At 73.0% G+C, this 21,436-nt stretch carries 20 protein-coding genes; 7 read left to right on the top strand and 13 right to left on the bottom strand.

The features are described 5' to 3' along the window. Window positions 1-179: 179 nt before the first annotated feature. On the top strand, window positions 180-1,712 hold the full coding sequence (locus ACIRO3_RS20680; protein WP_404138737.1) for a glycosyl hydrolase: 1,533 nt from the start codon (window positions 180-182) through the stop codon (window positions 1,710-1,712). 20 nt (window positions 1,713-1,732) lie between these two features. On the opposite strand, the gene ACIRO3_RS20675 is transcribed toward ACIRO3_RS20680, so the two are convergent. The 9 genes from ACIRO3_RS20675 to ACIRO3_RS20635 form a co-directional block, all read right to left on the bottom strand. Next, window positions 1,733-2,875 carry a GNAT family N-acetyltransferase gene (locus ACIRO3_RS20675; protein WP_366149111.1) on the bottom strand — a complete coding sequence of 381 codons (1,143 nt, stop codon included), beginning with the start codon at window positions 2,873-2,875 and terminating at the stop codon, window positions 1,733-1,735. Further along, window positions 2,872-3,666, bottom strand: a complete 795-nt coding sequence (locus ACIRO3_RS20670) for a lipopolysaccharide biosynthesis protein (RefSeq protein ID WP_404138734.1) — start codon at window positions 3,664-3,666, stop codon at window positions 2,872-2,874. The genes ACIRO3_RS20675 and ACIRO3_RS20670 overlap by 4 nt, the downstream gene beginning before the upstream one ends. A gap of 70 nt (window positions 3,667-3,736) precedes the next feature. Further along, a complete protein-coding gene (locus tag ACIRO3_RS20665; RefSeq protein ID WP_404138731.1) occupies window positions 3,737-5,053 on the bottom strand; it encodes a glycosyltransferase in 1,317 nt (438 codons plus the stop codon). After that, window positions 5,050-5,829 carry a polysaccharide deacetylase family protein gene (locus ACIRO3_RS20660; RefSeq protein WP_366000131.1) on the bottom strand — a complete coding sequence of 260 codons (780 nt, stop codon included), beginning with the start codon at window positions 5,827-5,829 and terminating at the stop codon, window positions 5,050-5,052. Before ACIRO3_RS20660 ends, ACIRO3_RS20665 begins: the two co-directional genes overlap by 4 nt. Next, on the bottom strand, window positions 5,819-7,678 hold the full coding sequence (gene murJ, locus ACIRO3_RS20655; RefSeq protein ID WP_404138729.1) for a murein biosynthesis integral membrane protein MurJ: 1,860 nt from the start codon (window positions 7,676-7,678) through the stop codon (window positions 5,819-5,821). Before murJ ends, ACIRO3_RS20660 begins: the two co-directional genes overlap by 11 nt. Continuing rightward, window positions 7,675-9,057, bottom strand: coding sequence for an O-antigen ligase family protein (locus ACIRO3_RS20650; protein WP_404138726.1), 1,383 nt, complete (start codon window positions 9,055-9,057; stop codon window positions 7,675-7,677). Before ACIRO3_RS20650 ends, murJ begins: the two co-directional genes overlap by 4 nt. A gap of 2 nt (window positions 9,058-9,059) precedes the next feature. Continuing rightward, the gene (locus ACIRO3_RS20645; protein ID WP_404138723.1) at window positions 9,060-10,583 is read right to left on the bottom strand and encodes an exopolysaccharide biosynthesis polyprenyl glycosylphosphotransferase; all 1,524 of its coding nucleotides are present in this window, start codon (window positions 10,581-10,583) and stop codon (window positions 9,060-9,062) included. After that, a complete protein-coding gene (locus ACIRO3_RS20640; protein WP_404138720.1) occupies window positions 10,580-11,782 on the bottom strand; it encodes a glycosyltransferase in 1,203 nt (400 codons plus the stop codon). Before ACIRO3_RS20640 ends, ACIRO3_RS20645 begins: the two co-directional genes overlap by 4 nt. A gap of 19 nt (window positions 11,783-11,801) precedes the next feature. Next, window positions 11,802-12,998 (bottom strand): DUF3344 domain-containing protein, encoded by a 1,197-nt coding sequence (locus ACIRO3_RS20635; RefSeq protein ID WP_404138717.1) that lies wholly within the window; start codon window positions 12,996-12,998, stop codon window positions 11,802-11,804. 317 nt (window positions 12,999-13,315) lie between these two features. Between ACIRO3_RS20635 and ACIRO3_RS20630 the strand changes: the two genes are divergently transcribed. The 4 genes from ACIRO3_RS20630 (at window position 13,316) to ACIRO3_RS20615 (ending at window position 15,981) form a co-directional block, all read left to right on the top strand. Next, window positions 13,316-13,726, top strand: coding sequence for a rodlin (locus ACIRO3_RS20630; RefSeq protein WP_053679627.1), 411 nt, complete (start codon window positions 13,316-13,318; stop codon window positions 13,724-13,726). A 274-nt stretch (window positions 13,727-14,000) separates the two neighbouring features. Beyond that, window positions 14,001-14,234: a chaplin gene (locus ACIRO3_RS20625; protein ID WP_404138712.1), complete on the top strand. Its 234-nt coding sequence runs from the start codon at window positions 14,001-14,003 to the stop codon at window positions 14,232-14,234. A 121-nt stretch (window positions 14,235-14,355) separates the two neighbouring features. Beyond that, a complete protein-coding gene (locus ACIRO3_RS20620) occupies window positions 14,356-15,489 on the top strand; it encodes a chaplin family protein (RefSeq protein ID WP_404138709.1) in 1,134 nt (377 codons plus the stop codon). Window positions 15,490-15,645: 156 nt separating this feature from the next. Further along, window positions 15,646-15,981: a hypothetical protein gene (locus tag ACIRO3_RS20615; RefSeq protein WP_361783879.1), complete on the top strand. Its 336-nt coding sequence runs from the start codon at window positions 15,646-15,648 to the stop codon at window positions 15,979-15,981. A 75-nt stretch (window positions 15,982-16,056) separates the two neighbouring features. Here ACIRO3_RS20615 and ACIRO3_RS20610 read toward each other — a convergent pair whose 3' ends face one another. Together ACIRO3_RS20610 and ACIRO3_RS20605 are read right to left on the bottom strand one after the other, a co-directional pair. Continuing rightward, window positions 16,057-16,299 (bottom strand): chaplin, encoded by a 243-nt coding sequence (locus ACIRO3_RS20610; RefSeq protein ID WP_053679635.1) that lies wholly within the window; start codon window positions 16,297-16,299, stop codon window positions 16,057-16,059. 147 nt (window positions 16,300-16,446) lie between these two features. After that, window positions 16,447-16,911, bottom strand: coding sequence for a hypothetical protein (locus ACIRO3_RS20605; RefSeq protein ID WP_404138705.1), 465 nt, complete (start codon window positions 16,909-16,911; stop codon window positions 16,447-16,449). Between the two features lie 280 nt (window positions 16,912-17,191). Here ACIRO3_RS20605 and ACIRO3_RS20600 point away from each other — a divergent pair, with 280 nt between their 5' ends. After that, window positions 17,192-17,602 carry a rodlin gene (locus ACIRO3_RS20600; protein WP_361783972.1) on the top strand — a complete coding sequence of 137 codons (411 nt, stop codon included), beginning with the start codon at window positions 17,192-17,194 and terminating at the stop codon, window positions 17,600-17,602. Between the two features lie 101 nt (window positions 17,603-17,703). Here the strand turns inward: ACIRO3_RS20600 and ACIRO3_RS20595 are convergent, their stop codons facing one another. After that, window positions 17,704-18,354 (bottom strand): vitamin K epoxide reductase family protein, encoded by a 651-nt coding sequence (locus ACIRO3_RS20595; RefSeq protein WP_404138703.1) that lies wholly within the window; start codon window positions 18,352-18,354, stop codon window positions 17,704-17,706. Between the two features lie 183 nt (window positions 18,355-18,537). Here ACIRO3_RS20595 and ACIRO3_RS20590 point away from each other — a divergent pair, with 183 nt between their 5' ends. After that, window positions 18,538-19,305: a DUF6227 family protein gene (locus tag ACIRO3_RS20590; protein ID WP_404138700.1), complete on the top strand. Its 768-nt coding sequence runs from the start codon at window positions 18,538-18,540 to the stop codon at window positions 19,303-19,305. Between the two features lie 15 nt (window positions 19,306-19,320). On the opposite strand, the gene ACIRO3_RS20585 is transcribed toward ACIRO3_RS20590, so the two are convergent. Beyond that, window positions 19,321-21,435, bottom strand: a complete 2,115-nt coding sequence (locus ACIRO3_RS20585; protein WP_404138697.1) for a fructose-specific PTS transporter subunit EIIC — start codon at window positions 21,433-21,435, stop codon at window positions 19,321-19,323. Between the last annotated feature and the right edge of the window lies 1 nt (window position 21,436).

The following is a 21,436-nucleotide window of genomic DNA, read 5'->3' as shown; positions in this document are numbered from 1 at the left end:
GCGGGCACATGGTTGGCGAACGCGTGCATGGAAACGGTGTCTTTCACCTAGTCGGACCAAGCGGGGGTGGTGCGCACCTGCGAATGGCCTACGCAGCGGTCACCGGACAGGCCGTTCATCGGATGTGATGCCTAACGTCGTTGATAAGCACACCGGTTCAGGAAAGCTCGGGAGACGCCATGCCCAGACCACGCCGCCGACTGGCGAGCACCTGCATCGGTACGGTCACGGCCGGACTGCTGGCCACCGGCGCCGCGCTCGCGGCGCCCGACGAGGAAGCACCCCAGGGCTCCGACATCGCCATGGGCGCCTATCTCGACTACGGGCCGTCGGGGGTGGCCCGGATCCCGTACCTGTCGCGCTGGCTGGGCGGCAAGGAGATCCGGGTCGGACACACCTATCTCCCCGGGGACCGGTGGGCCGGCATCGAAGGGAACGTCGGTTTCCTCGCGGACTGGGCCGAGTGGCGCCAAGAGGAGGACGACCGGATGTTCGTCCTCAACGTGCCCATGCAGGAACGCAACGAGGAGCGGGTGCCCGACCGTCAGGTGGCGCGGCTGATCAGGGCGGGGGCGCAGGGCGACCACGACCGGCACTTCAAGCGGCTGGCCGAGAAGCTGGTGGACCTGGGCGTTCCGGACACCGTCATCGTCCTGGGCTGGGAGATGAACGGCACCACCTACACCCACCGCTGCGGACCCGACCCGGAGAACTGGAAGCGGTACTGGAAGCGCGTCGTCACCACGATGCGGTCCGTGCCCGGTCAGGAGTTCAAGTTCGACTACGCCCCGAACCGGGGGACGGACGCGATCGGCTGGACCAAGTGCTACCCGGGCGACGACGTGGTGGACGTCGTCGGGATGGACTCGTACGACCAGGGTCCCGGGCAGGACTTCGACGACCAGATCTCGCAGCCGTACGGCCTCCAGCAGCACGTGGACTTCGCGAAGGCACACGGCAAGGAGATCTCGTACCCGGAGTGGGGCCTGTTCCGGCGCGGGGACAATCCGGAGTACGTGCGGCGCATGCTCAAGTGGATCGCGCAGCACAAGCCGCTCTACCACACCATCACCGACTACTGCCCGCACGGCGTCTGGCAGTGCAAGCAGAACCCGCAGGCCGCGAAGGCGTTCAAGGACGCCCTCACCCCGCAGAAGCCCGCCCCGGCCACCCCGACGCCGGTCATCCCGACGCCCGTGGTCCCGACGCCCGTGGTCCCGACCCCGGTCGTTCCCACCCCCCAGGTCCCGACACCGCAGATCCCTACCCCCCAGGTCCCTACCCCCCAGGTCCCGACGCCCCAGGCGCCGTCGGTCCCGCCGGTCGTGCCGCCCGTCGTCCCGCCAGTGGACGTACCCGTCGAGCCGTCCGTCGAGCCCTCCGTCGAGCCGCCCGTGGTGCCGGCTCCCGTCAGCCCGTCCCCGGAGGTTCCCGTCGTGGAACCCTCCCCGGCCCTCCCCTCCCCCGCCGCCCCCAGCCCGGCGGCGCCGAGCCCGAGCCCGGCCGCACCGAGCCCGGCCGCACCGAGCCCGGCCGTGCCCGCCGCCACTCCCAAGCCGGCCGAGCCGACGCCGCCGAAGCCGAAGCCGCCCGTCAACAACACGCAATGGTGCGTGCCGCTCAACTTCGGGGAGTGGCTGTCCAAGCTCGTCGGCAACCAGGCGGTCTGCGTCAAGCTGGACTGGAACAAGGGCTTCTTCTGGCCCTTCTAGGCGAGGTCGCGTGACTCCCGTCATCGCACCCGCAGTTCGTTGAGCCGCGCCCGCCAGTCCCTGGCGGCCGGCAGCGCCTCGCGCAGCGCGTCCACCGCCCGCTCGCGTCCCGACACCTGCGACTCGTGCAGTCGCAGCAGGGGCGCGAGCGCGCTGGTGGCCAGCAGGAACCGCTGGTTGACCACCGTTTCGGGCCGCCAGTGGTTCTTGTACGGTTCGTTGCCGCGCAGGAAGCTCACCACGGGCCGCCCCTCCGCGAGGGCCCGGCCGGCCTCGTGGCGCAGCAACAGCGTGGCGATGTCCACCTTGCGGTCGCGCAGGTCCGGGTCGGCCCCGTACAGGTATCCGCCGCTCAGTGCCGCCGAGAGCAGCGTGACATTGGCCGCGACCACGTTCCCGTCCAGCCGGAACTCGGTGAGTCGGCCCTCCCCGACGCGCACCATCCGCCGGACGGCCCGCGTCAGGTGCTCGGCGAAGCGCGGTTTGAGGTGTTCGGGCGTCACCCCGCGTCCGCGCCACTGCTTCTCGTGCAGCCGCAGCAGCGTCCGCACGGCGCGCGGAACCTCCTGCTCGGTGACGTCGTGTTCCTCGATCCCGGCCGCGTCGGTCTTGCGGAGCTTGGCCCGCACCCGCTGGGCACCGGAGGAGGGCATGCGCCTGACGAGCTCGTCGAAGGGCAGCGCGGGCAGCTCCATGCAGGTGGAGTCGGTGAGCCTGGCCCGGGCCCCGGGCCAGGCCTCGAACACGGCCTCGGCGACCGCCCCGGGCCGCACCTCGCGGAGGTCGACGACCGCGCCCCGGGCGGCCCGGTGCAGCCCGCGGGCCAGCGCCGGAACGACCTGACCGGCGTGCTCGGGGTCCACGAGCACGTCGAAGTAGTCGGTGATCCCGCCGCCCAGCGGCACCAACAGCGGCAGCGGCCGGTGTACGAGCATCAGCGCGGCGACGCCGACCAGCTCGTCGCCGCGGCGCACGAGGACGAGCCGGAGCCGGCCCTCCTTCCCGTACGACAGCCACCAGGAGTGCAGCCAGGCGTGACTCTGGAAGGGGGTGGCGGTGGGGCAGCCGCGGACGAGCCGGTTCCACGACTCCTCCAACGCGGCGAACTGCCGGGGGTCCCGGCAGAGCGTCACCGACAGGCCCCCGGCGGAGCCCGAACTCATCGCACGGACTCCTTCTCCTTGGCCGTGGTGTGCTCGCCCTGCGCGGGCAGCGTCGCGAACTCGCCGGCCACGGGGCCGCTCGCGTCCTCGACGACCTCGTCGACGACCTCGTCGGTGCGCCGGCGTCCGGGTCGGGCCAGCATCCACAGGCCGCCGACGAGCCCGCCGGCACAGAATCCGACGGCCCCGCTGAGCGACGCGGAGGCCGAGGCCGGGTCGGTCGGTGCGACGGCCTGGTTGAACAGCAGCAGTTGCACGCCGGTGTTCTTGGCGGCCTGGTTGCTGCTCAGCGACAGGGCGTCGGCGACCGCGTTCGCGATGTCGGCGGCCTCCGCCGGACTCTTCGAGGTGCCGGTGATGGCGATCATCGGGGACTCGGGGGAGGTCTCGGCGCGCACCTGGGTCCGCAGCCGGTGGGCGTTGACGCCGGCGCGGGGCTGGGCGTAGGCGAGGGTGGAGTTGCTGGTGGCGATCCGGGCGTAGGCCTGGGCGAAGCCGAGGGCGGTGGCCGGTTCGGTGGTGTCGTCCGGGACGGCGACGACGTAGCTGGTGGCGGCGTACTCGGGCGCCTTGAGCACCCCGTACGCGCCGCCGGCGGCCAGCCCCAACAGCGCGCAGGCGGGCAACGGCCACCACGCCGGCGGCGGCAGCGACCGCGTCCGCGCCTTCTTCGCGGAACGGTGGTCGGACTTCCTCTGGTCCGACTTCCTCTGGTCCGGCTGCTTCTGGTCGGGCCTCTTCTGATCGGGCCTCTTCTGGTCCGACTTCTTCTGGTCGGCGGTGTCGGCCATGTGCGTGCTCGCTTCCTGAGTGGAGGGAACTTCCTTCGGCCCCGCTCCGGGGCCCCTGCGGTAGGACTGATCAGCCGTCGCCCCGGCCGGGCGTGCGTACGACCCCCGGCCGGCGCCCCGGAGCGGACAGCGGCCCCGGAGCGGACAGCGCCCCCACCCCGCCCGGTTCCGAACCGGCACCCGGGCCCGGGACGGGGCCGCGGCCCTCCCCGGGCGGCAGGGCCAACGCGGCGGCGTAGACCGAGAGCAACCGCTCCGCGCTCCGCGCGATGTCGTACCGCCGCACCACGGGCGGCGCCGGCAACCGGCCGGCTCCCGCCTCCATCTGTCCGCGCAGCGCGGCGACCAGCTCCTGCGTCCCGGTGCCGATCCGCCGGGCCCCCGGCGCCTGCGCCGCGGGCAGGTCGTCGATGGCCGGGCAGGTGACGTGCAGGACGGGCAGTCCGGCGGCGAGCGCCTCGACGACCGCGAGCCCGAAGGCCTCCTCCCGCGACGGGGACACGAAGACGTCCATCGCGGCCAGCAGGGCGGGGATGCCGGGCGTCCGCCCGTCCGCGCTGTCGCCGAGCGGGTCCCGCTCCCCCAGCAGGTGGATCCGGCTCTGGGCACCGAGGTCGGCGGCGAGCCGTCGCAGCGCGGCCCGTTCGGGGCCGTCGCCGGCCAGCAGCAGGTGGGCCCCGGGCAGCGCGGCCACGGCCCGTACGAGCACGTCGAACCGCTTGCCCGGCACGAGCCGCCCGACCCCGCCCACCACGAAGGCCCGTTCCGGGAGTCCGGCGCGGGCCCGGGTGGCCCGGCGCACGCCGTCGTCGAAGCGGAAGCGGACGGCCTCGATCCCGTTCGGTACGACGTGGATGCGCGCGGCCGGCACTCCCCAGCCCTCCAGCCGCGTCGCCACGGTGTCGGAGACGGCCACCGTCGCCGAGCCCAGGCGCTCGCCCGCCAGGTACAGGGCCCGGACGCCGGCCGAGAGCCGGCGGCCCTCGATCTCGCCCTCACCGAGGGAGTGTTCGGTGGCCACGGTCGTGCGCACGCCCGCGAGCCGGGCCGCGAGCCGCCCGTACAGGCAGGCCCGGTACAGGTGGGTGTGGACCAGGCCGTAGCGCTCGCGCCGGATGAACCGCACCATCCTGGGCAGTGCCCCGAGGTCCCGGTTCCCCTTCATCCCGAGGTGGACGACCCGCACCCCGTCGGCCCGCAGCCCCTCGGCCACCTGCCCGGGGTTGGTCAGGGTCAGCACGTCGCACCGCATGGGCATGTGGCGCAGCAGGAGCCGCAGTTGCTGCTCGGCTCCCCCGACGCCCAGGCCGGTGATGACGTGCAGCACCTTGAGCGACTTCATCGCGTCCGTCGCATTCGTCGCGTCCATCGCGTCCGTCGCGTTCATCGGGCGGCCACCCCCCTGCGCAGCTCCCGCAGCCGGTGCCGCAACTGCTTGATCCGCAGCCGTGCCCCGCCGTCGGCCTGGCTGACGTGCGTGCGGGGCAGGGCGTGCGGACCGGCGAGCCGGCCGGGGTCGATGGCGCACGCGTAGCCGTACCCGGCGGACCGGGTGGCGTCCACGACCCGCGCGTCGAGGTGCCCGTACGGGTAGCAGAACCCTTCGGGCAGCGTCCCGGTCAGCTCCCGCAGCAGGTCGCGGCTGCCGCTCAGTTCCTGCCGCAGGACGTCGTCGGGAGCGGCGGTGAGGTCCTGGTGGAGCAGCCCGTGCGAGCCGATCTCCTGCCCGGCGGCGGCGACCTCGCGGATGCCCTCGGCGGTGAGCAGGGGCTTGCGGGGGCCCAGCGGGTCCCACACGTTGTCCACCCCGAGCCGCCCCGGCAGCACGAACAGCGTGGAGGTGAAGTCGAGGCGGTTCAGCAGGGGCAGCGCCCGGGTGAGGAAGTCGGTGTACCCGTCGTCGAAGGTGAGTCCGACGAGTCCGGCCCCGCGCCCGGCCGCGCGGGCCCGGAGCAGTTCGCCGACGGAGACCCCCCGCAGGCCCCGGCTGCGCAGCCACAGCAGCTGGGCCTCCAGCGCGCGGGGGGTGACGGTGATCCCGTACGGGTCCTCGGCGGGGTCGGTGAACTCGGCGACCGAGTGGTACATCAGGACCCACGGCGATGCGGTCCGGCGGGCGGGGACCAGCACGGCGGCGGGCGTCGCGTCGGTGTCAGCGGGCATTGCGGAACCTCTGGGTGAGCTGGGAGGTGAGCTGGGCGATCTGGGCGGGCAGCACGGTGACTTCCAGTGCCCGCATGGCCATTCCGGTGGCTCCGAACATGGCCGGGACCAGCAGGCAGCCGAGCGCGGCGCTGAGCAGCGGGTCGGGGATCATGGGCCCGGCGATCCAGCCGGTGCCGCAGGCCGCGACGGCGGCGACCGCGAGGCGGCCGATGCTGACGGCGACCCGGCGGACCTGGATGGCGACGATCCGGGAGCCGAGTCCGGTGAGGAGCAGGGCGGCGGTCGTGGAGATGCCGGCGGCGTTGGCGGCGGCGATCCCGTAGGTCCCCCACCAGCCGACGGCGAAGGCTCCGAAGACGATGTTGACGAGCAGTCCGGCTCCCATCGCGAGCGCCGGGAACCAGGTGGGCCGGGCGGTCGAGAAGAAGGGCCGGGACAGCGCCCCGACGAGGCAGTGGCCGAGGAGCCCGAGGCCGTAGACCCGCATCACCGAGGCGGTGGCCAGGGTGTCCCGGTGGGTGAAGGCGCCGCGTTCGAAGAGGACCTGGATGATCTGGGGCGCGTACCCGATGACGAGGGCGGTGCCCATGAGGACGGCGAGGGAGGCGAGGGCCAGGTCCCGTTCGACGCGCCGCCGGGCCTTCTCGCGTTCGCCGCCGGCCATGGCCTGGGCGACGACCGGGAAGGTGACCGTGCAGATCATCAGGGACAGCACCATGGGCATCTGCGCGACCTTCTGCGCGTAGTTCAGGTGCGAGATGGCGCCGGACGGGAGCGAGGCGGCCAGGAACCGTTCGACCAGGACCTGGGACTGCCGGAAGACGGCGAAGAAGATGACGGGGGCGATCAGCCCGAAGGCGAGGAGCGTGGGCCGGTCCCGGTCGCGCCGGCTGCGCGGGGCCCCCTTGGCCCGGGACGGTCCGAAGCCCACGTTCCGGATGAACGCGGGCAGTTGGACGAGCACCATCAGCGCCCCGCCGAGGGCGACCCCGGCCGCGGCGGCCCGCACTCCCCACAGCGCGTGCAGGGCGACCATGGCGCCGATGATCCCCACGTTGTACGAGACGTAGATCGCGGCGGGCGGCAGGAAGGATCTGTGGGCCCGCAGCGCGGCGCTGAAGTAGCCGGCGATCCCGAAGGTGATCACGGTCAGGGCGGTCAGCCGGGTGCACTGGACGGCGAGGTCGGGATCGGGCAGCCCGGGCGCGAGCATGCCCACGACGAGCGGCGCGGCGACGATCAGTACGGAGGCCACGGCGGCCAGCAGCACCAGCAGCCGCGGCAGGGTCGCGCCCACGAGCAGCCGTACGGGGTCCTGCGCGCGGGCCTCCTTGCGGGTGAGCCCGGCCCGGTCGGCGGCCCGGCGGGCCAGGGCGTGGCTGAAGGCGGGCACCATCAGCAGCGCCATGGCGTCCTCGATGAGCAGCGTCGAGGCCATCTCGGGGACGGTCCAGGCGATGAGGAACGCGTCGCTGTCGTGCCCGGCTCCGAAGAGGTGGGCGATGGTCTGGTCGCGTACGAGTCCGAACACCGCCCCGGCGGCGGTGAGACCGGCGGTGACGGCGGCGGCCTTGGCGAGGTAGCGGCCCAGGGGGGCGGACGCGCCGGGGTCGGCGGAGCCGGATCCCCGCCCGGCTCGCGCCCGGACGGCGGCGGGGCCCTCGGATTCCGCGGCGGCGGTCGCCCCCGCGACGGCGGGGCCCCCGGAGGCGATCACCCGGCCCCGGTCCCCGTGGGCTCCGGCGCCCCGGGCGGCGTCCGGCTGCGCCGGCTGCGGCGGACGGCCCGCTGCCGCGGCGAGGTCCGTCGCCGCGGCCGCGGGCCGCCGGGGCGTGGCGCCCGTCATCGGCCGGCCGGCCACGCGACGGCCGGTCGGCCCCGTCCGGTGCCGCTCGCGGGGGCGCCCTCCGGGTCGCCCCGGGAGGACAGCGCCCACCAGGCGGCGAGCCCGATGATCACCCCGGTCAGCACGGTGGACGGCCCGCCGATGTCCGCGTAGAGGAAGTCGGTCAGTTGCCACACCAGCAGCCCCACGGCGATCAACCCGCAGTCCAGGTCCCCTCGGCCCGAGGCGCAGCGGCGGACGCCCGCGACCAGCAGCACCGCCCAGCCGCCGGCGATCGCGATCAACCCGATCAGCCCCTGCTCGCTGAGCACCAGCAGGTACATGTTGTGCGGGGACAGCAGCGGTTGCTTGATGAACGCCTGACCCGCGCCGGCGGTGTCGCTGCCGGCGGACAGCGCCAGTCCGGAGTGGCCGTCCCGGTTGGCCGGGAAGCCCTTGAGGCCGACGCCGGCCGCGGGCCGCTCGCGCCACATCGACTCGGCGGCGGCCCACATGGTGTAGCGGTCGGTGACCGATTGGTCGGGGGCGTCGGAGACCTGGGTGATCGAGGTCAGCCGTTCCGCGACCATCTCGGAGCCCACCCCGAGCCCGCCGACGAGCACCACCCCGAGCGCGACCAGCGCCACCAGCACCTTGAGCGCCCGCCGGATCCCGGCGATCGCCATGACCAGCACGGCCGCGCCGAGGGTGGCGATCCAGGCGCCCCGGCTGAAGGACAGCACCAACGGCAGGACCAGGGCGAGCGCGCAACCGGCCGCCGCCCGCCGGACCCGGCGCGGCAGTCCCGGCGCCAGCGCGGCGGCGGTCGCCACGATCAGCCCGTACGCGACCACCGTGGCCATGCCCATGACGTCACCGGGGCCGAAGGTGCCCACGGCGCGGATGTCCTCGCCCTGGTACGAGGCGCCCGTGCGGGTCGCGAACTGCACGACGCCGACGGCTCCCTGGACCAGCGCCAGCACCACGAAGCAGGCGGCGGCCAGCCGGAACTCGCGGGCGTCGCGCACCAGCAGCACGATCGCCGCCGGGACCAGCACGAAGACCTGGAGGTAGCGCACGAACCCGGGCAGGGCCGCGTACGGGTCCCCCGCGGTCACCGTCGCGACCGCGAGCCCCACGGCGGGCAGCCCCAGGACGGCCGCGCCGAGCGGGGTCAGCGCCCGTACCCGGCCGCGCAGCGCCTGTACGGCGCACACGAGGACGAGCAGCAGCGAGGCGGCGTCGGCCGGGCCGACCTTGCCCGAGGTCGTGGCGTCGCCCGCCGGCAGCGGGGCGAGGAGGAACAGGACGGTCGCGGCGAGCGGCAGCAGCGGCCAGTGCCGGCGCAGCGCCCCGCCCACGTCCGGGCGTACCCGGGGGCTCGATACGGCAAGGCTCATGCTCAGCTGCCCCCCAGCCGGAATCGGAAGAACCCGGCCGCGGTGCGGGCGAGGATCCACAGGTCCTGCCACAGCGACCAGGTGTCGATGTAGTGGTTGTCGAAGCGGGCCCGGTCCTCGATGGAGGTGTCCCCGCGCAGTCCGTTGATCTGGGCGAGTCCGGTGATCCCGACGGGCATCCGGTGGCGGGCCTCGTAACCGGGGTGCACGCTGCTGAACTTGGCGACGAAGAACGGCCGCTCGGGGCGCGGACCGACCAGGCTCATGTCACCCCGTACGACGTTCCACAGCTGCGGCAGCTCGTCCAGCGAGGACTTGCGCAGGAAGGAGCCGACCGGGCTCATCCGGCGGTCGCCGGCGACCGTCCACCGGGTGGCGGACTCGTGCGGATCGGCGCTCAGGGTGCGGAACTTCAACAGGGTGAAGGGGCGCCCGTACAGCCCGACCCGCTCCTGCCGGAAGATCACGCCGGGTCCGTCGACGAGCCGTACGGCCAGGGCGCAGGCGGCCATCACGGGCGCGGCGAACAGCAGGGCGAGCGCGGCGAGCGAGGAGTCGATGATCCGCTTCGCGTACCGCTCCAGGGGCCGGGACGGGCGCGGCAGCAGCGGCTGCACCGCGTACCCCCACAGCTGGTCTGCCGGTTGCGCCACCCGCATGCCGGTGACCTTGGCGGTGCCGGCCGGGTCGGCGAGCCAGAGCCGGCAGCCGTGGTCGTGGAAGAGCCTCACCAGCGAGGCGGTGCGCTCGTCGGCCTCCGGGGGGCGGGTGAAGACGGCGTGCCGCACGGAGTTCTGGATGACGGCGCGCCGGACGTCCTCGTGGGTGGAGAGCACCGGCAGGGGGGCGTGTTCCCCGTCGGTGGCGCCGGTGTCGGCGATCCCGACGGGCCGCAGTCCGTACTCGGGGCGCCCGTGGAGGGCGGAGGCGACCGCCCCGGCGCCCGCGCCGGGTCCGACGACCAGCGCGGAGGCGGGTGCCCGCAGCGCGGCCCGCCGGTGCAGCTGGTTCACGAGGCCGCGGCCCGCGCAGACCAGGAGGACCTGGAGGCAGACGGTGGCGAGCAGCACGCTCCACCCCATGGCCCGTCCGGGGTGGAAGGCCGCGAGGACGGCGGCGGCCCCGCACCACAGGACGACGGCCCGACCGGCGAGCGCGGGCAGTTCGAACAGCGCGGAGGGCGCGAGCCGCGGCCGGTACAGCCCGGCCTGCGCGTGCAGCGCGAGGAGCAGGGCCGCGAGGGGCGGGACGGCCTCCCCGGGAAGGTTGAGACCGGGTACGGCCGACACGGTGAGCACGGCGGCCAGCGCGTCGGTGGTCAGCAGCGCTGCGACCCGGTCGCGGCGGCGGGCCCGCCTCGGCCGGACGGCGGTCCTGGCCGGTTCGGCCTGGGGCCCGCGCGGGGGGTGGATGGCGGTCACGGAACGGCGGGCTGGTGTGTGAGGCGCGGGCGCGAAGGCGCTGCTTCCGGCGGGCCCCGTGCCGCCCTGCCCGGTGTGCCGGGCGGGTGCGCTGTCCATCGTCATCGGCTGATGCGCTCCTGGTTCAAGGGCCGGGGCCTGCCCAGCAGTTCGTGGTACAGGCCGGTGACCGCGTCCGTGGTCCGCCGTACGTCGAAGTCGGTCCGGGCGTGCTCCCGGGCCCGCTCCCCGAGTTCGGCGAGCAGCCGCGGTTCGGCCAACAGCCCGGAGAGGGCCTTGGCCAGTGCCGTCGGGTCCTCCGGTGGCACCAGGCACAGCCGTCCCTGGCCGGGCGGCAGGCTTTCCCGGGCACCGCTGACGTCGGAGACCAGGACCGGGCGACCGCAGGCCATGGCTTCGAGCGGGGCGAGCGCCATGCCTTCCCACCGCGACGGCAGTACAACGAGATCGGCGGCCCGAAGCCACGGTCGGATGTCGGAGGCGGCGCCCGCGAAGAGCACCCCTGGCGGGGCCCCCAGGCGCAGCCGTTCGGCGTCGGGGCCGTCCCCGACGAGGGCCAGTCGGGCGTCCGGGACGGTGTCCCGCAGTTCCGACCAGGCCTTGAGCAGGATGTCCTGGCCCTTCTGCGGGCAGAGCCGGCCCACGCAGACGACGAGCGGCGCGTCGCCCCGGAACTCGGGGGGCAGCGGGAGTTCGGCGCGGGCCGCCGCCCGGTCCCGGTCGCGGTCGGCGTCGCCGGGCCGGAAGTGGTCGATGTCCACGCCGTTGCGGATGACGGACCACCGGGCGGTGATCCCCTCGGCCTCGCCGGCTCGGCGTTCCGCCTCGCTGACGCAGAGCACCCGGTCGGCCCATCGGGCGCCGAACCTTTCCCAACGCAGCGCGAGCGCGGCGGTGGCCCCGCCCACCGCGTCGAAGGACCACGCGTGCGGCTGGAACACGGTGGGCACGGCGCCGCGTACGGCCAGCCGCCCGGCCAGTCCGGCCTTGGCGCTGTGGGCGTGCAGCAGGTCGGGGCGGACGCGGCGGATCAGCCGCGCGGCGCCGAGCACCTCGGCGGGCAGTCCCGGCCCGGGTGACCGCCCGGCGCGCCAGGTGATCACCTCGGCGCCGGCGTCGTGGGCGTCGTCGGCGAGCCGGCCGCCGCGCGGGCAGCCCACGACGACGCGCAGTCCGGCGGTGGCCTGTGCCCGGGCCAGGTCGGTGACGACCCGGGCGACCCCGCCGTCGACGGGTTGGACGAGGTGGAGGACGGTGCGGAGTTCTGCTGGGGACGAATGTGTCGTCGAACGGTTGGTCGACACGTGGAGTGATCTCCTACGTTCAGCGGCGCGCGTCTGTCTGAACGAAGAGCACACCGAGGAATTGGCCCTGACTTTCGCCCGTGAACTTGAAACTCAGGCTGCGGGCACCACCGGACAGGGCGGGACCGAGATCGAACACGTCCGCGTCATATCCGAGGGCATTCACATGTTCGGGCTGTCGCACGAACGAGGGACGTCCGAATTCCGTGATGGTGGAATTCATAACATCATTAAAAGGATTTTCTGAATCACTGAGACTCACGCGCCGACCGCTGTCCGCCGTGACCGTCAGCGAGTCCCCCAGGACCCCCCGGTCCCCGTCGTAGGCGACCACCCCGGCCTTGCCGGCGGACCCGGCCGGCGCGTCCAGCCCGGCCACCTCCACCGTCTCCCCGGCCGCCTCGCCCACCCCTGCGGCCAGCCCCTCGAAACCGTCGTGGACGGAGACCCGGCGCAGCGGCTCCTGCGGGTGCTCGTAGGCCACGACCAGCGTCCAGCCGCCCCAGGCGCCCACGGCCGAGTGCCCCATCGCGATGTTGAGTTGGGCGACCGTCCACATCCCCGCGCCGCCCTTGCGGACCAGCGGGGTCACGTCCGCCGAGGCCTGGTAGGCATCGCTCCCGGCGTCGTTGTGGTGACCGATCACGGTGTCCGCGAGGACTTCCTTGTACGCGCCGCCCGGCTCGGCGACCAGCACGCGACCGTTGTCCTCCGGCGGCTTCTGCTCGCCCACCCGCAGGTTCCCGCCCCAGTACAGCCGGGCGTACGCGACCTTCGCGCCCTGCGGGACCTTGAGCTCGGCCCGGGTGGAGTTGTAGGTGTCGGGGTCCTTGTCGACCTCGCTGTAGAACATCTCGTAGTCGCTGTTGACCCCCGCGGCGCCGCGCTGCACCTCGGCACACGGTTCGGCCTGCCGGTTCTCCTCCCCGCGACAGCTGATCCCGGAGTTCGACGCCCGGACCAGCCCGCCGCGCAGCACGGCCTGGTAACGCTGCGTGAAGGGGATCCGGGCCTGTTCCTTGACGGTGACGTCGGCGGCGCGGGGGCCGGCGGGGACCGTGGCACCGGCCGCCGGAACGTTCGCCGAAAGTGTGAGGCAGGACAGCAGACCGAGCGCGCCGAGGATTCTGCGGGAGGAACCCATGACCCTGTCTCCATTTTCGATCAGGGGAACAAAACAGGAGTGAACTTTGTCAGAAATCAGGCTGGAAATCACGTCGGACTCGCTCGTACGGCCTTTTGGGCGATAACTCGCACCCTCAAAGTGGGCGGGTCGTTATGGGAGGTGCTCCACCGCTCGGAACCGAAAGGGAAAACGGACTCCGGAAGAGGCCGGCCCGCCGGGGACGACGCCCCGACGAACGGCCTCACCCGCGACACCCGCCCCCGCCAGACGCCTCCGACGTCAACGCCCGACGTCAACCGCGGCGCCCGAAACTTCGGCATCCGAGTGAAGACACGCAACCCGAGCCGGGGCAGCGCCGTTGATCCGGGTGCTCCAGTACCGGGCAATCCTGCAAAAAAGGGACGACAATGATCAAGAAGTTTGTAGCCGGCGCAGCGGTTGCCGCCTCCGTCGTGGGTCTGGGTGCCGCGATGGCCCCGTCGGCCATGGCCATCGGCAACGACGGCGGCATCAACACCGCCAACGGCAACAACTCGGCGCAGATCTACGGCAACCAGGCCACGTACGGCAACATGAGCCCGCAGATGGCGCTCATCCAGGGCTCCTTCAACAAGCCCTGCATCGCCCTGCCGGCCAAGGCCAACGTGCAGTCGGTGCTGGCCCTGGTCAACGTCGGCGTCCAGGACATCCCGGTCCTGTCCAGCCCGCAGAACCAGCAGTGCACCGAGAACTCCACCCAGGCCAAGGGTGACGAGGCCCTGTCGCACATCCTCAGCAACATCCCGGTCCTCTCCGGCAACGCCTCCGCCGGCAGCTGACCGCCGCCCCGTACGTGGGCATTCCCCCGGCCGAGTCCGGGGAACGAGGCCGCCGCACCTTCGGGTCGCGGCGGCCTCGCCGCGTGTGAGGGCACTCGCATTACCGCGCCCGGCCGGAAATCCGCCCGCCAATTCCGTACCCCGATCGATATTCAGCTCGTCGCCATCGGAGTGGAATGCGCGGCCGCCCGACAAAACTCGCGGTTTCTTTTGCCGGACCCGCTCGTTGTTATTTGTGCAGTGGATACGCCTCTGCGGGAAGGATCGAAAACAAATGACGTACAAGAAGGCACTGGTGCTGGCCGCGGGCGTTCTGATGGCCGCCGGTGCCGCCTCCCCCGCCATGGCCGACTCGGCCGCCGAGGGCCAGGCCATCGGCTCCCCCGGCGTCGTCTCCGGGAACCTCGTCCAGGTTCCGGTGAACGTCCCGGTCAACGTCTGCGGCAACACGATCAACGTGATCGCCCTGCTGAACCCCGCGTTCGGCAACACCTGCGTCAACGCCTGACGAAGCGTCCGCGCCCGCGAGGGCGGACCTCCTCGGGGTGGCCTCGGAGTGCACGGCGGTGCACTCCGAGGCCACCTTCGATCCACCACCGGCCCGAGCGCCGGTAGACAGGGAAGGACCCATGCGACAGGTACTGAGCCGACAGGTGCTGGGCAAGGGGATGCTCACGGCGGCGGCCGCCTCCAGCCTGCTGTCGATCGCGACCGGCGCGGCCCACGCGCATCCCGCGGCCATGTCCGAGGCCTCGCACTCACCGGGGGTGCTCTCCGGCAACAGCGTCTCGGTACCGATCACCTTCGCGCCGAACGTCTGCGGCAACAGCGTGGACGGGGGTGCCGCGCTCAACCCCTCGATGGGCAACACCTGCGCCACCACCACCGGCTCCGACGCCGCCCACGACCACGAGCGCCACCTCAGCCCCGAGCACGCCGAGCTGTTCGAGCGCTATCTCGACGAGCGCCGGGGCGGTCGGCACGCGATGCCGCAGCAGCGGGACGAAGAACCCCCCAGGCAGGCGCGCAGGCATGCCGCACCCAAGCACGCGGCACCCCGGCACGCGGCGCCCCGCCACGCGGAGCCCCGTCACCAGGGCGGCTACGGCGGGTCCGACGAGGGCGGCCACGGGAGTGCGGAGGAGGAGTGCGACGACCACCCGCCGGTCGGCCCCCCGAACCCCAAGCCCCGGCCGCAGGCGGAGCACCAGTCCCCGGTGCCCCACCCGGCGCCCCCGGCGCCGAGGCCGCTGCCGCACCCGTTGCCGGGGCCCGTCGCGGAGCACCCGGCCCCCAAGCCGCTGCCCCGGCCGGTTCCGATGCCCGAGGCGCCCGCCCCGGCGCAGGAGGCGCCCAAGACCCTTCCGGCGCCCGAGCCCGAGTGGGAGCAGCCCAAGACGCTCCCGGCGCCCGCCCCGGGTCCGTCGTTCGAGGACGAGGTCACCGGGCCGCCGCGCGGCAGCATGCCCGTGACGCTTCCGGCCCCGGCGCCGGAGGTCGTACGCCCCGCGGACCAGCCTCCGGCCGTTCCCGGCGGTGACCTTCCCGTCCACCTGCCCCCGGCGCCGGCCCCGGTGTCGCCCGCACCGGTTCCGGGCACCGCGCCGGCCCCCGCCCTCCCGCCGATGGTCGCCGTCCCGGCGCCGGCCGCGGTGGGCGAACTGGCGGCCACCGGAGCGGGTCAACCGGCTGCCGCGGCCGTCCTCGCCTCGGCCCTGATCCTGGGCGGCGCCATTCTGTACCGAAGGTCCCGTATCGCCTGACCGGCAATCCCGGTAATCAGAAAAGATATCGGCCGGAGAATCCCTGATGGATTCTCCGGCCGTTGCCGTGTTCGGTCGCGCGTTTCCGTATCGGCGGGGAATCGTTAGCCAGGTCGAAAGCGGCGCGACGGTCGCCGCTGGAAAAGGATTTCGAAAATGAAGTTCACGAAGGTCGCCGCTGTCGTCGCCGGCTCCGTGGCCCTCCTCGGCGCCGCGTCTCCCTCTTTCGCCGCCGGGGCCCCGGCCGCGATGCCCCCCATGAGCCTGACCGGGGGACTGAGTGACGCCCTGACGGCCACCACCGGCGCCACCGAGAACCTTCCCAACGAGGCGCTGGCCGAGCAGGGCGAGAGCCTCGGCAAGGTCGTCGGCACCGTGCAGACGCTCAACAAGGCCCGCAACGACCTGCCGGGCGAGACCCTCAAGCTCGCGAACGGTGCCACCCAGGCCTCCCCGGCGCTCGGCGGCGTGGACCTCAACGGCGGTCGCTGAACCCGCCCGGACGCGACATGACCGTGGGCGCCACCGGCGAGGCCGGGGCGCCCACAGTCACGAGGTCGACTGACGTCAGTCGTTGACGCAGACGTTGCCGAACGCGGGGTTCAGCAGGCCGATGACGTCAACGGAGTTGCCGCAGACGTTGACCGGGATGTGGACCGGCACCTGGGCCAGGTTGCCCGAGAGGACACCGGGGGAACCCACGGCCGCGCCCTCGGCCGAGGAGTCGGCGGAAGCGGCGCCCGCGGCACCGGCCACAGCGAGACCAGCGGAGGCCAGGGCCACGGCGGCCTTCTTGGCAGCAGAGTTCATGGGAAGTGCACCTTCTCTTCGACGTCCTGCCCCGATCCCGGGGCTCACACCGAGCGAAACGGTTCTGGTTCCCAAACGACACGGGTGGGCACCGAATCAGACCTGTTCAGCCCAATAGTCGTAACCACGGCGCCCTTCCGGGCCGCTCTACGGCACGTCGGGGACCTCCGGGACGTCGGGCACCAGGTTCGCCGGCAGGGCAGGAACGGCGGGCACCGCGGGCACCGCCGGGACGGCCGGTACGGCGGGGAGCGCCGGGAGCTTGGGGACCTCCACCGGCAGCTGCGGGAGGGTGGGGATCTCCGGCAGCGCGGGCAGCGTCGGCAGTTGGATCTGCGGCAGCTTCACCCCGGCCGGCAGCAGGCCCTCCAGGGACTTGAGCAGCCCCTCCAACGTCGTGCGGAGCGTGGCGAGCAGATCGTCAATGGGCCCCGCGGCCGCGCGGGCCTCGATGGCTTCGATCTGTCCCTGTACGGCCTCCACACGTCGGGTGAGAGCCGCGCCCGCACCGCTGTCGGCGGCGCTCGCGGGGGCGACGGCGCCGGACAGTATGACGACCGCGAGGGCAGAGGGGACGAGGACGCGGGCGCGGAACGACTTCTTGCGGTGCATGAATCTTCCTTCTGGTGGTCGCACGAATGCGGACCCGAGCGATCCGCTTCCTTACCCACCGTGCGAACACCTCGCACACTCCGCAACCGGAACGTCGCGGGCCCACCCCACTGAGGGCTGCGTACGGCCTTCGCGCACGCGTCCGGAGCCGCCTCACCCTGGGTGGGGAAAAGCGCGCCCCAAGCGGGCCGTTTGAGTGAAGCAGCGGAACCAACCCCGCCACCGGGCAGTTGATCAGGGCGCTCCACTAGCGGGCACTCGTGCGACAAAAGGACCAATGATGCTCAAGAAGATCATGACCGCCGCCGCGGTCTCCGCCGTTGCCGTCGGCGCGGGCGCTGCCGCCGCTGCCCCGGCCATGGCCATCGGCAACGACAACGGGGTCAACACCGTCAACGGCAACGGTGCCTCGCAGATCTACGGCAACCAGAAGACCAGCGGCGACCTGAGCCCGCAGCTCGGCCTGGTCCAGGGCACCCTGAACAAGCCCTGCATCGGCCTGCCGGCCAAGGTCAACGCCCAGTCGCTGGTCGCCCTGCTCAACATCGGTGTCCAGGACATCAACGTCCTGTCCAACCCGCAGAACCAGCAGTGCACCGAGAACTCCACCCAGGCCAAGGGCGACGAGCCGCTCTCGCACATCCTGGACAACATCCCGGTCCTGTCCGGCAACGGCTCCCTCGGCAGCTGATCTCCGCTCCCCCTCACGTCCGGGCCGTCGGTGCCCGTGGAGCGATGTGACGAGGGCCCCGGCAGCCACCAGCTGCCGGGGCCCTCGCGTGTCGCCGACCGTCAGCTCGTCCAGAACTCCCACCACCGGGTCAGGATCAGCATGCCGATCACGCCGAGGTGCAACGCGGGCGGTGCCCAGCCGAATTCGGCGAAGAAGCTCCGCACCGGGGCCGGCGCCCGAAGGATGCCCGTCCCGACGGTGTGGGCGGTGACCGCCCAGAACATCAGCAGCGTCGCCACCCAGGCGAGGCAGCACCACAGGCAGAGCGCGTTGATCTCGTAGAGGGACTGGACCATCAGCCAGCCGCAGAAGCAGGTGCCGAAGAGGGTGCCCGCGTTCAGGCCGAGCCAGAACCAGCCCCGGTAGTGCGCGCCGGCCAACAGGCCCGCGCCCACGCAGACCACGACCGCGTACGCCGCCAACCCCAGCATGGGATTGGGGAAGCCGAAGGCGGCCGCCTGGTCGCTCTTCATCACGCTGCCGCAGGAGACCACGGGGTTGAGGCTGCAGGCGGGCTTGAAGTTCGGGTCCTCCAGCAGGAGGAACTTGTCGAGGGTGATGACCCAGGAGGCCAGCACGCCCGCGGCCCCCGTGAGCACGAGCAGCCACGCCAACCCCCGTCCGGGGGCGTCGGGTCGGTCCTCGCGTCGGGTGTCGGGGCGGCCCTGCTGTCGCGGGACGCCCACTGTGTTCGTTGCCATGTGACCCATGGTCGCGCGCCATGCCCCAGACCGGGGCCAACCATGCCTATTCGTACACAAGTTGACCTGAAGGGGTGGCGGGAACCCCCGATGCTTCCCGGACGTTTTACCGAACCCCGGACGTGATGTCAGAGCCAGGCGTTACGTTGAGCTTCTGCGAAGTGACAAGCTGCGACGGCCTGGAGACCCACCTTGAGCGATCCGTACGAGACAACCGAGGCGCACCTCGATCGACTCCTGGGCCGCGCCCTCAACTCCTTCGATCTGCCGGACCGCTTGGTCGAGCGCCTCGGGACGGCGCTCGCCCACAGCTCCTCGCTGTCCACCACGCACCACAGCCCCTCGGCGGGTTTGTGGCGGGAGACTCACTGGCACACGTACCTGTTGGCCGACGGGGGTTCGGAGTCGCTGTGGGAGCTGGCGTACCGGCAGGAGGGTGATCGGGCCGTCCGGCACGAGGTGTTCGCGAGCAGGTCGGACCTCTGCCTGGCCGTGGCCCGCATCTTCGGCGAGGTCCCGGCGCGGGTGGCCCGGGATCTGGCGTCCGCGTCCGGGAGCGGCCCGACGGATGACGTGGCCTCGCTCGGCGCGCTGTTCGCGACGCCGGCTCCGGCGTTGCGGCACCGGGAGTACACGGTGGAGCAGTCCGCCGACCACGCCCGGCGGGTGCTGCGTCGCGCGGAGAACGTGGACCGGCCGGGCGAGGGGTTGGCGGAACGGCTGCGGTCCGCGTACGCGCACCAGATCACCCAGGCGTTCGGCGGGAGGCGGAGCCTGGTGTCCGGGCGGGACGCGGGGTTCAGCCTGTACGAGCACGCGTTCGTCCTGCTGGACGGGACCGAGGTCAGCCTGTGGGAGGTCGAGCACACGGCGACGCCGGACGGGCGGCACATGTGCGAGGTCTACGAGAGCGAGACCACCGCGCGCGGAGCGATGGAGCTCCGCGCGCGGGTTCGGTGAGGTACGGCCGGGCGGTCAGGCGGCGACGGTGACCGGCGCGTTCTCGGCGCCGGCCTCGCCGTCGGCGTCCGCCGGGGCCTGCGGTCGCCCGCGCAGTCCCTTGAGGAGGATGACCAGGCCGGCGGCGGTGATCGTGCCGGCGGCGATGGCGACCAGGTAGAGGAACGGGTTGCCGATCAGCGGGATGACGAAGACGCCGCCGTGCGGAGCCCGCAGGGTGCACTCGAAGGCCATCGAGAGGGCGCCGGTGACGGCGCCGCCGGCCATGGCGGCCGGAATCACCCGCAGCGGGTCGGCCGCCGCGAAGGGGATGGCGCCTTCGGTGATGAAGGAGGCTCCCAGGAACCACGCGGCCTTGCCGTTCTCCCGTTCGGTCTTCGAGAAGAGCCGGCCGCGGACGGTGGTGGCCAGGGCCAGAGCCAGGGGCGGCACCATGCCGGCGGCCATCACCGCGGCCATGACCTTCAGGCTGCCTTCGTTGGGGGAAGCGAGTCCGCCGATGGCGAAGGCGTAGGCGACCTTGTTGAGCGGGCCGCCGAGGTCGAAGCACATCATCAGGCCGAGGATCACGCCGAGGATGATCGCGTTGGCGCCGGAGAGCCCGGACAGCCAGTCGGTGAGGGCCTTCTGGAGTGAGGCGACCGGTTTGCCGACGACCAGGAACATCAGGAACGCGGTCACGGCGGAGCCGATGAGCGGCAGGACGACCACGGGCATGATCCCGCGCAGGGCGGTCGGGATCCTGATCCGCTGCACGGCGAGGACGGTGCCGCCCGCGATCAGACCGGCGATCAGACCGCCGAGGAAACCGGCGTTGATGGTGAGCGCGACCGCGCCGCCGACGAAGCCGGGGACCAGTCCCGGGCGGTCGGCCATTCCGTAGGCGATGTAGCCGGCGAGGACGGGGACGAGGAAGCCGAAGGCGAGGCTGCCCGTCTGGAAGAGGAGCGCGGCCCAACTGGCGGCCTCGGTCCAGACGAAGTGCTCGGCCACGGAGGGGGCGGTGTTGATCTCGTACCCGCCGATGGCGAAGGCGAGGGCGATGAGCAGCCCGCCGGCGGCGACGAACGGGACCATGTAGCTGACGCCGGACATGAGCCAGATCCGCAACCGCGCCCCGTGGCCGTCGGTCTCCCGGCCCTGTTGTTCCACGGAGGTCGGGGCGGGTGTCCCCGTCTCGCCGCGGGCCGCCTTCTCGCGGGCTTCGGCGAGGAGTTCGGCGGGGCGGTTGATGCCGGTCTTGACGCCGACGTCGACGGTGGCCTTCCCGGCGAAGCGGGCGCGGTCGCGGACGGGTACGTCGTGGGCGAGGACGACGGCGTCGGCCGCGGCGATGTCGGCGGGATCCAACGGGGTGAACCCGGCGGAGCCCTGGGTCTCGACCCGGATCTCCATGCCCTCGGCCCGGGCGGCCTGTTGGAGGGACTCGGCGGCCATGTAGGTGTGCGCGATGCCGGTGGGGCAGGAGGTGACGGCCACGACCCGGAACGGGCGCGCCGCGCCTTCGGCGTCGGGGGCGGCCTCTGGGGTCGGGGCGGCGGCCCTCGGGGCGGCGGGCGTCGTCGGCTCGTTCGACTGCGGGGCGGCGGGCGTCGTCGGCTCGTTCGACTGCGGGGCGGACGGCTGCTGTTCGTTCGGCTGCGGGGCGGACGGCTGCGGGGCCGTCTCGGCGGGCTTCGGTGCGGGGGTGTCGTCGCCGGCGACGAGGGCGGCGGCTTCGGCCGGGGTGCCGGCCGCTCGCAGGGCCGCCACGAACTCGGGCCGCATCAGGCGCCGCGCGAGGGAGGAGAGGATCGACAGGTGGGCGTCGTCGGCGCCGGCCGGCGCCGCGATCAGGAAGATCAGGTCGGCGGGGCCGTCGGGCGCCCCGAAGTCCACCCCGGCGGCGGACCGGCCGAAAGCCAGGGTGGGGGTGGTGACGTGCGCGCTGCGGCAGTGCGGGATGCCTATCCCGCCCTCCAGGCCGGTCGGCATCTGCGCCTCGCGTGCCGCCACGTCCGCCAGGAACCCGTCCAGGTCGGTGACCCGGCCGAGGGACAGCATCCGCAGCGCCAGCGCTCGCGCCGCCGCCTCCTTCGAGTCGGCGGTCAGGTCGAGGTCGACCAGATCGGGGGTGATCATCTCGCTCATC

The organism is Streptomyces sp. NPDC102278 (assembly GCF_044766345.1).
In the GTDB taxonomy this organism is placed as follows: Bacteria; Actinomycetota; Actinomycetes; order Streptomycetales; family Streptomycetaceae; genus Streptomyces.
The sequence above is the reverse complement of the archived record's forward strand: the minus strand, read 5'-3'. Positions and strand labels throughout refer to the sequence as shown.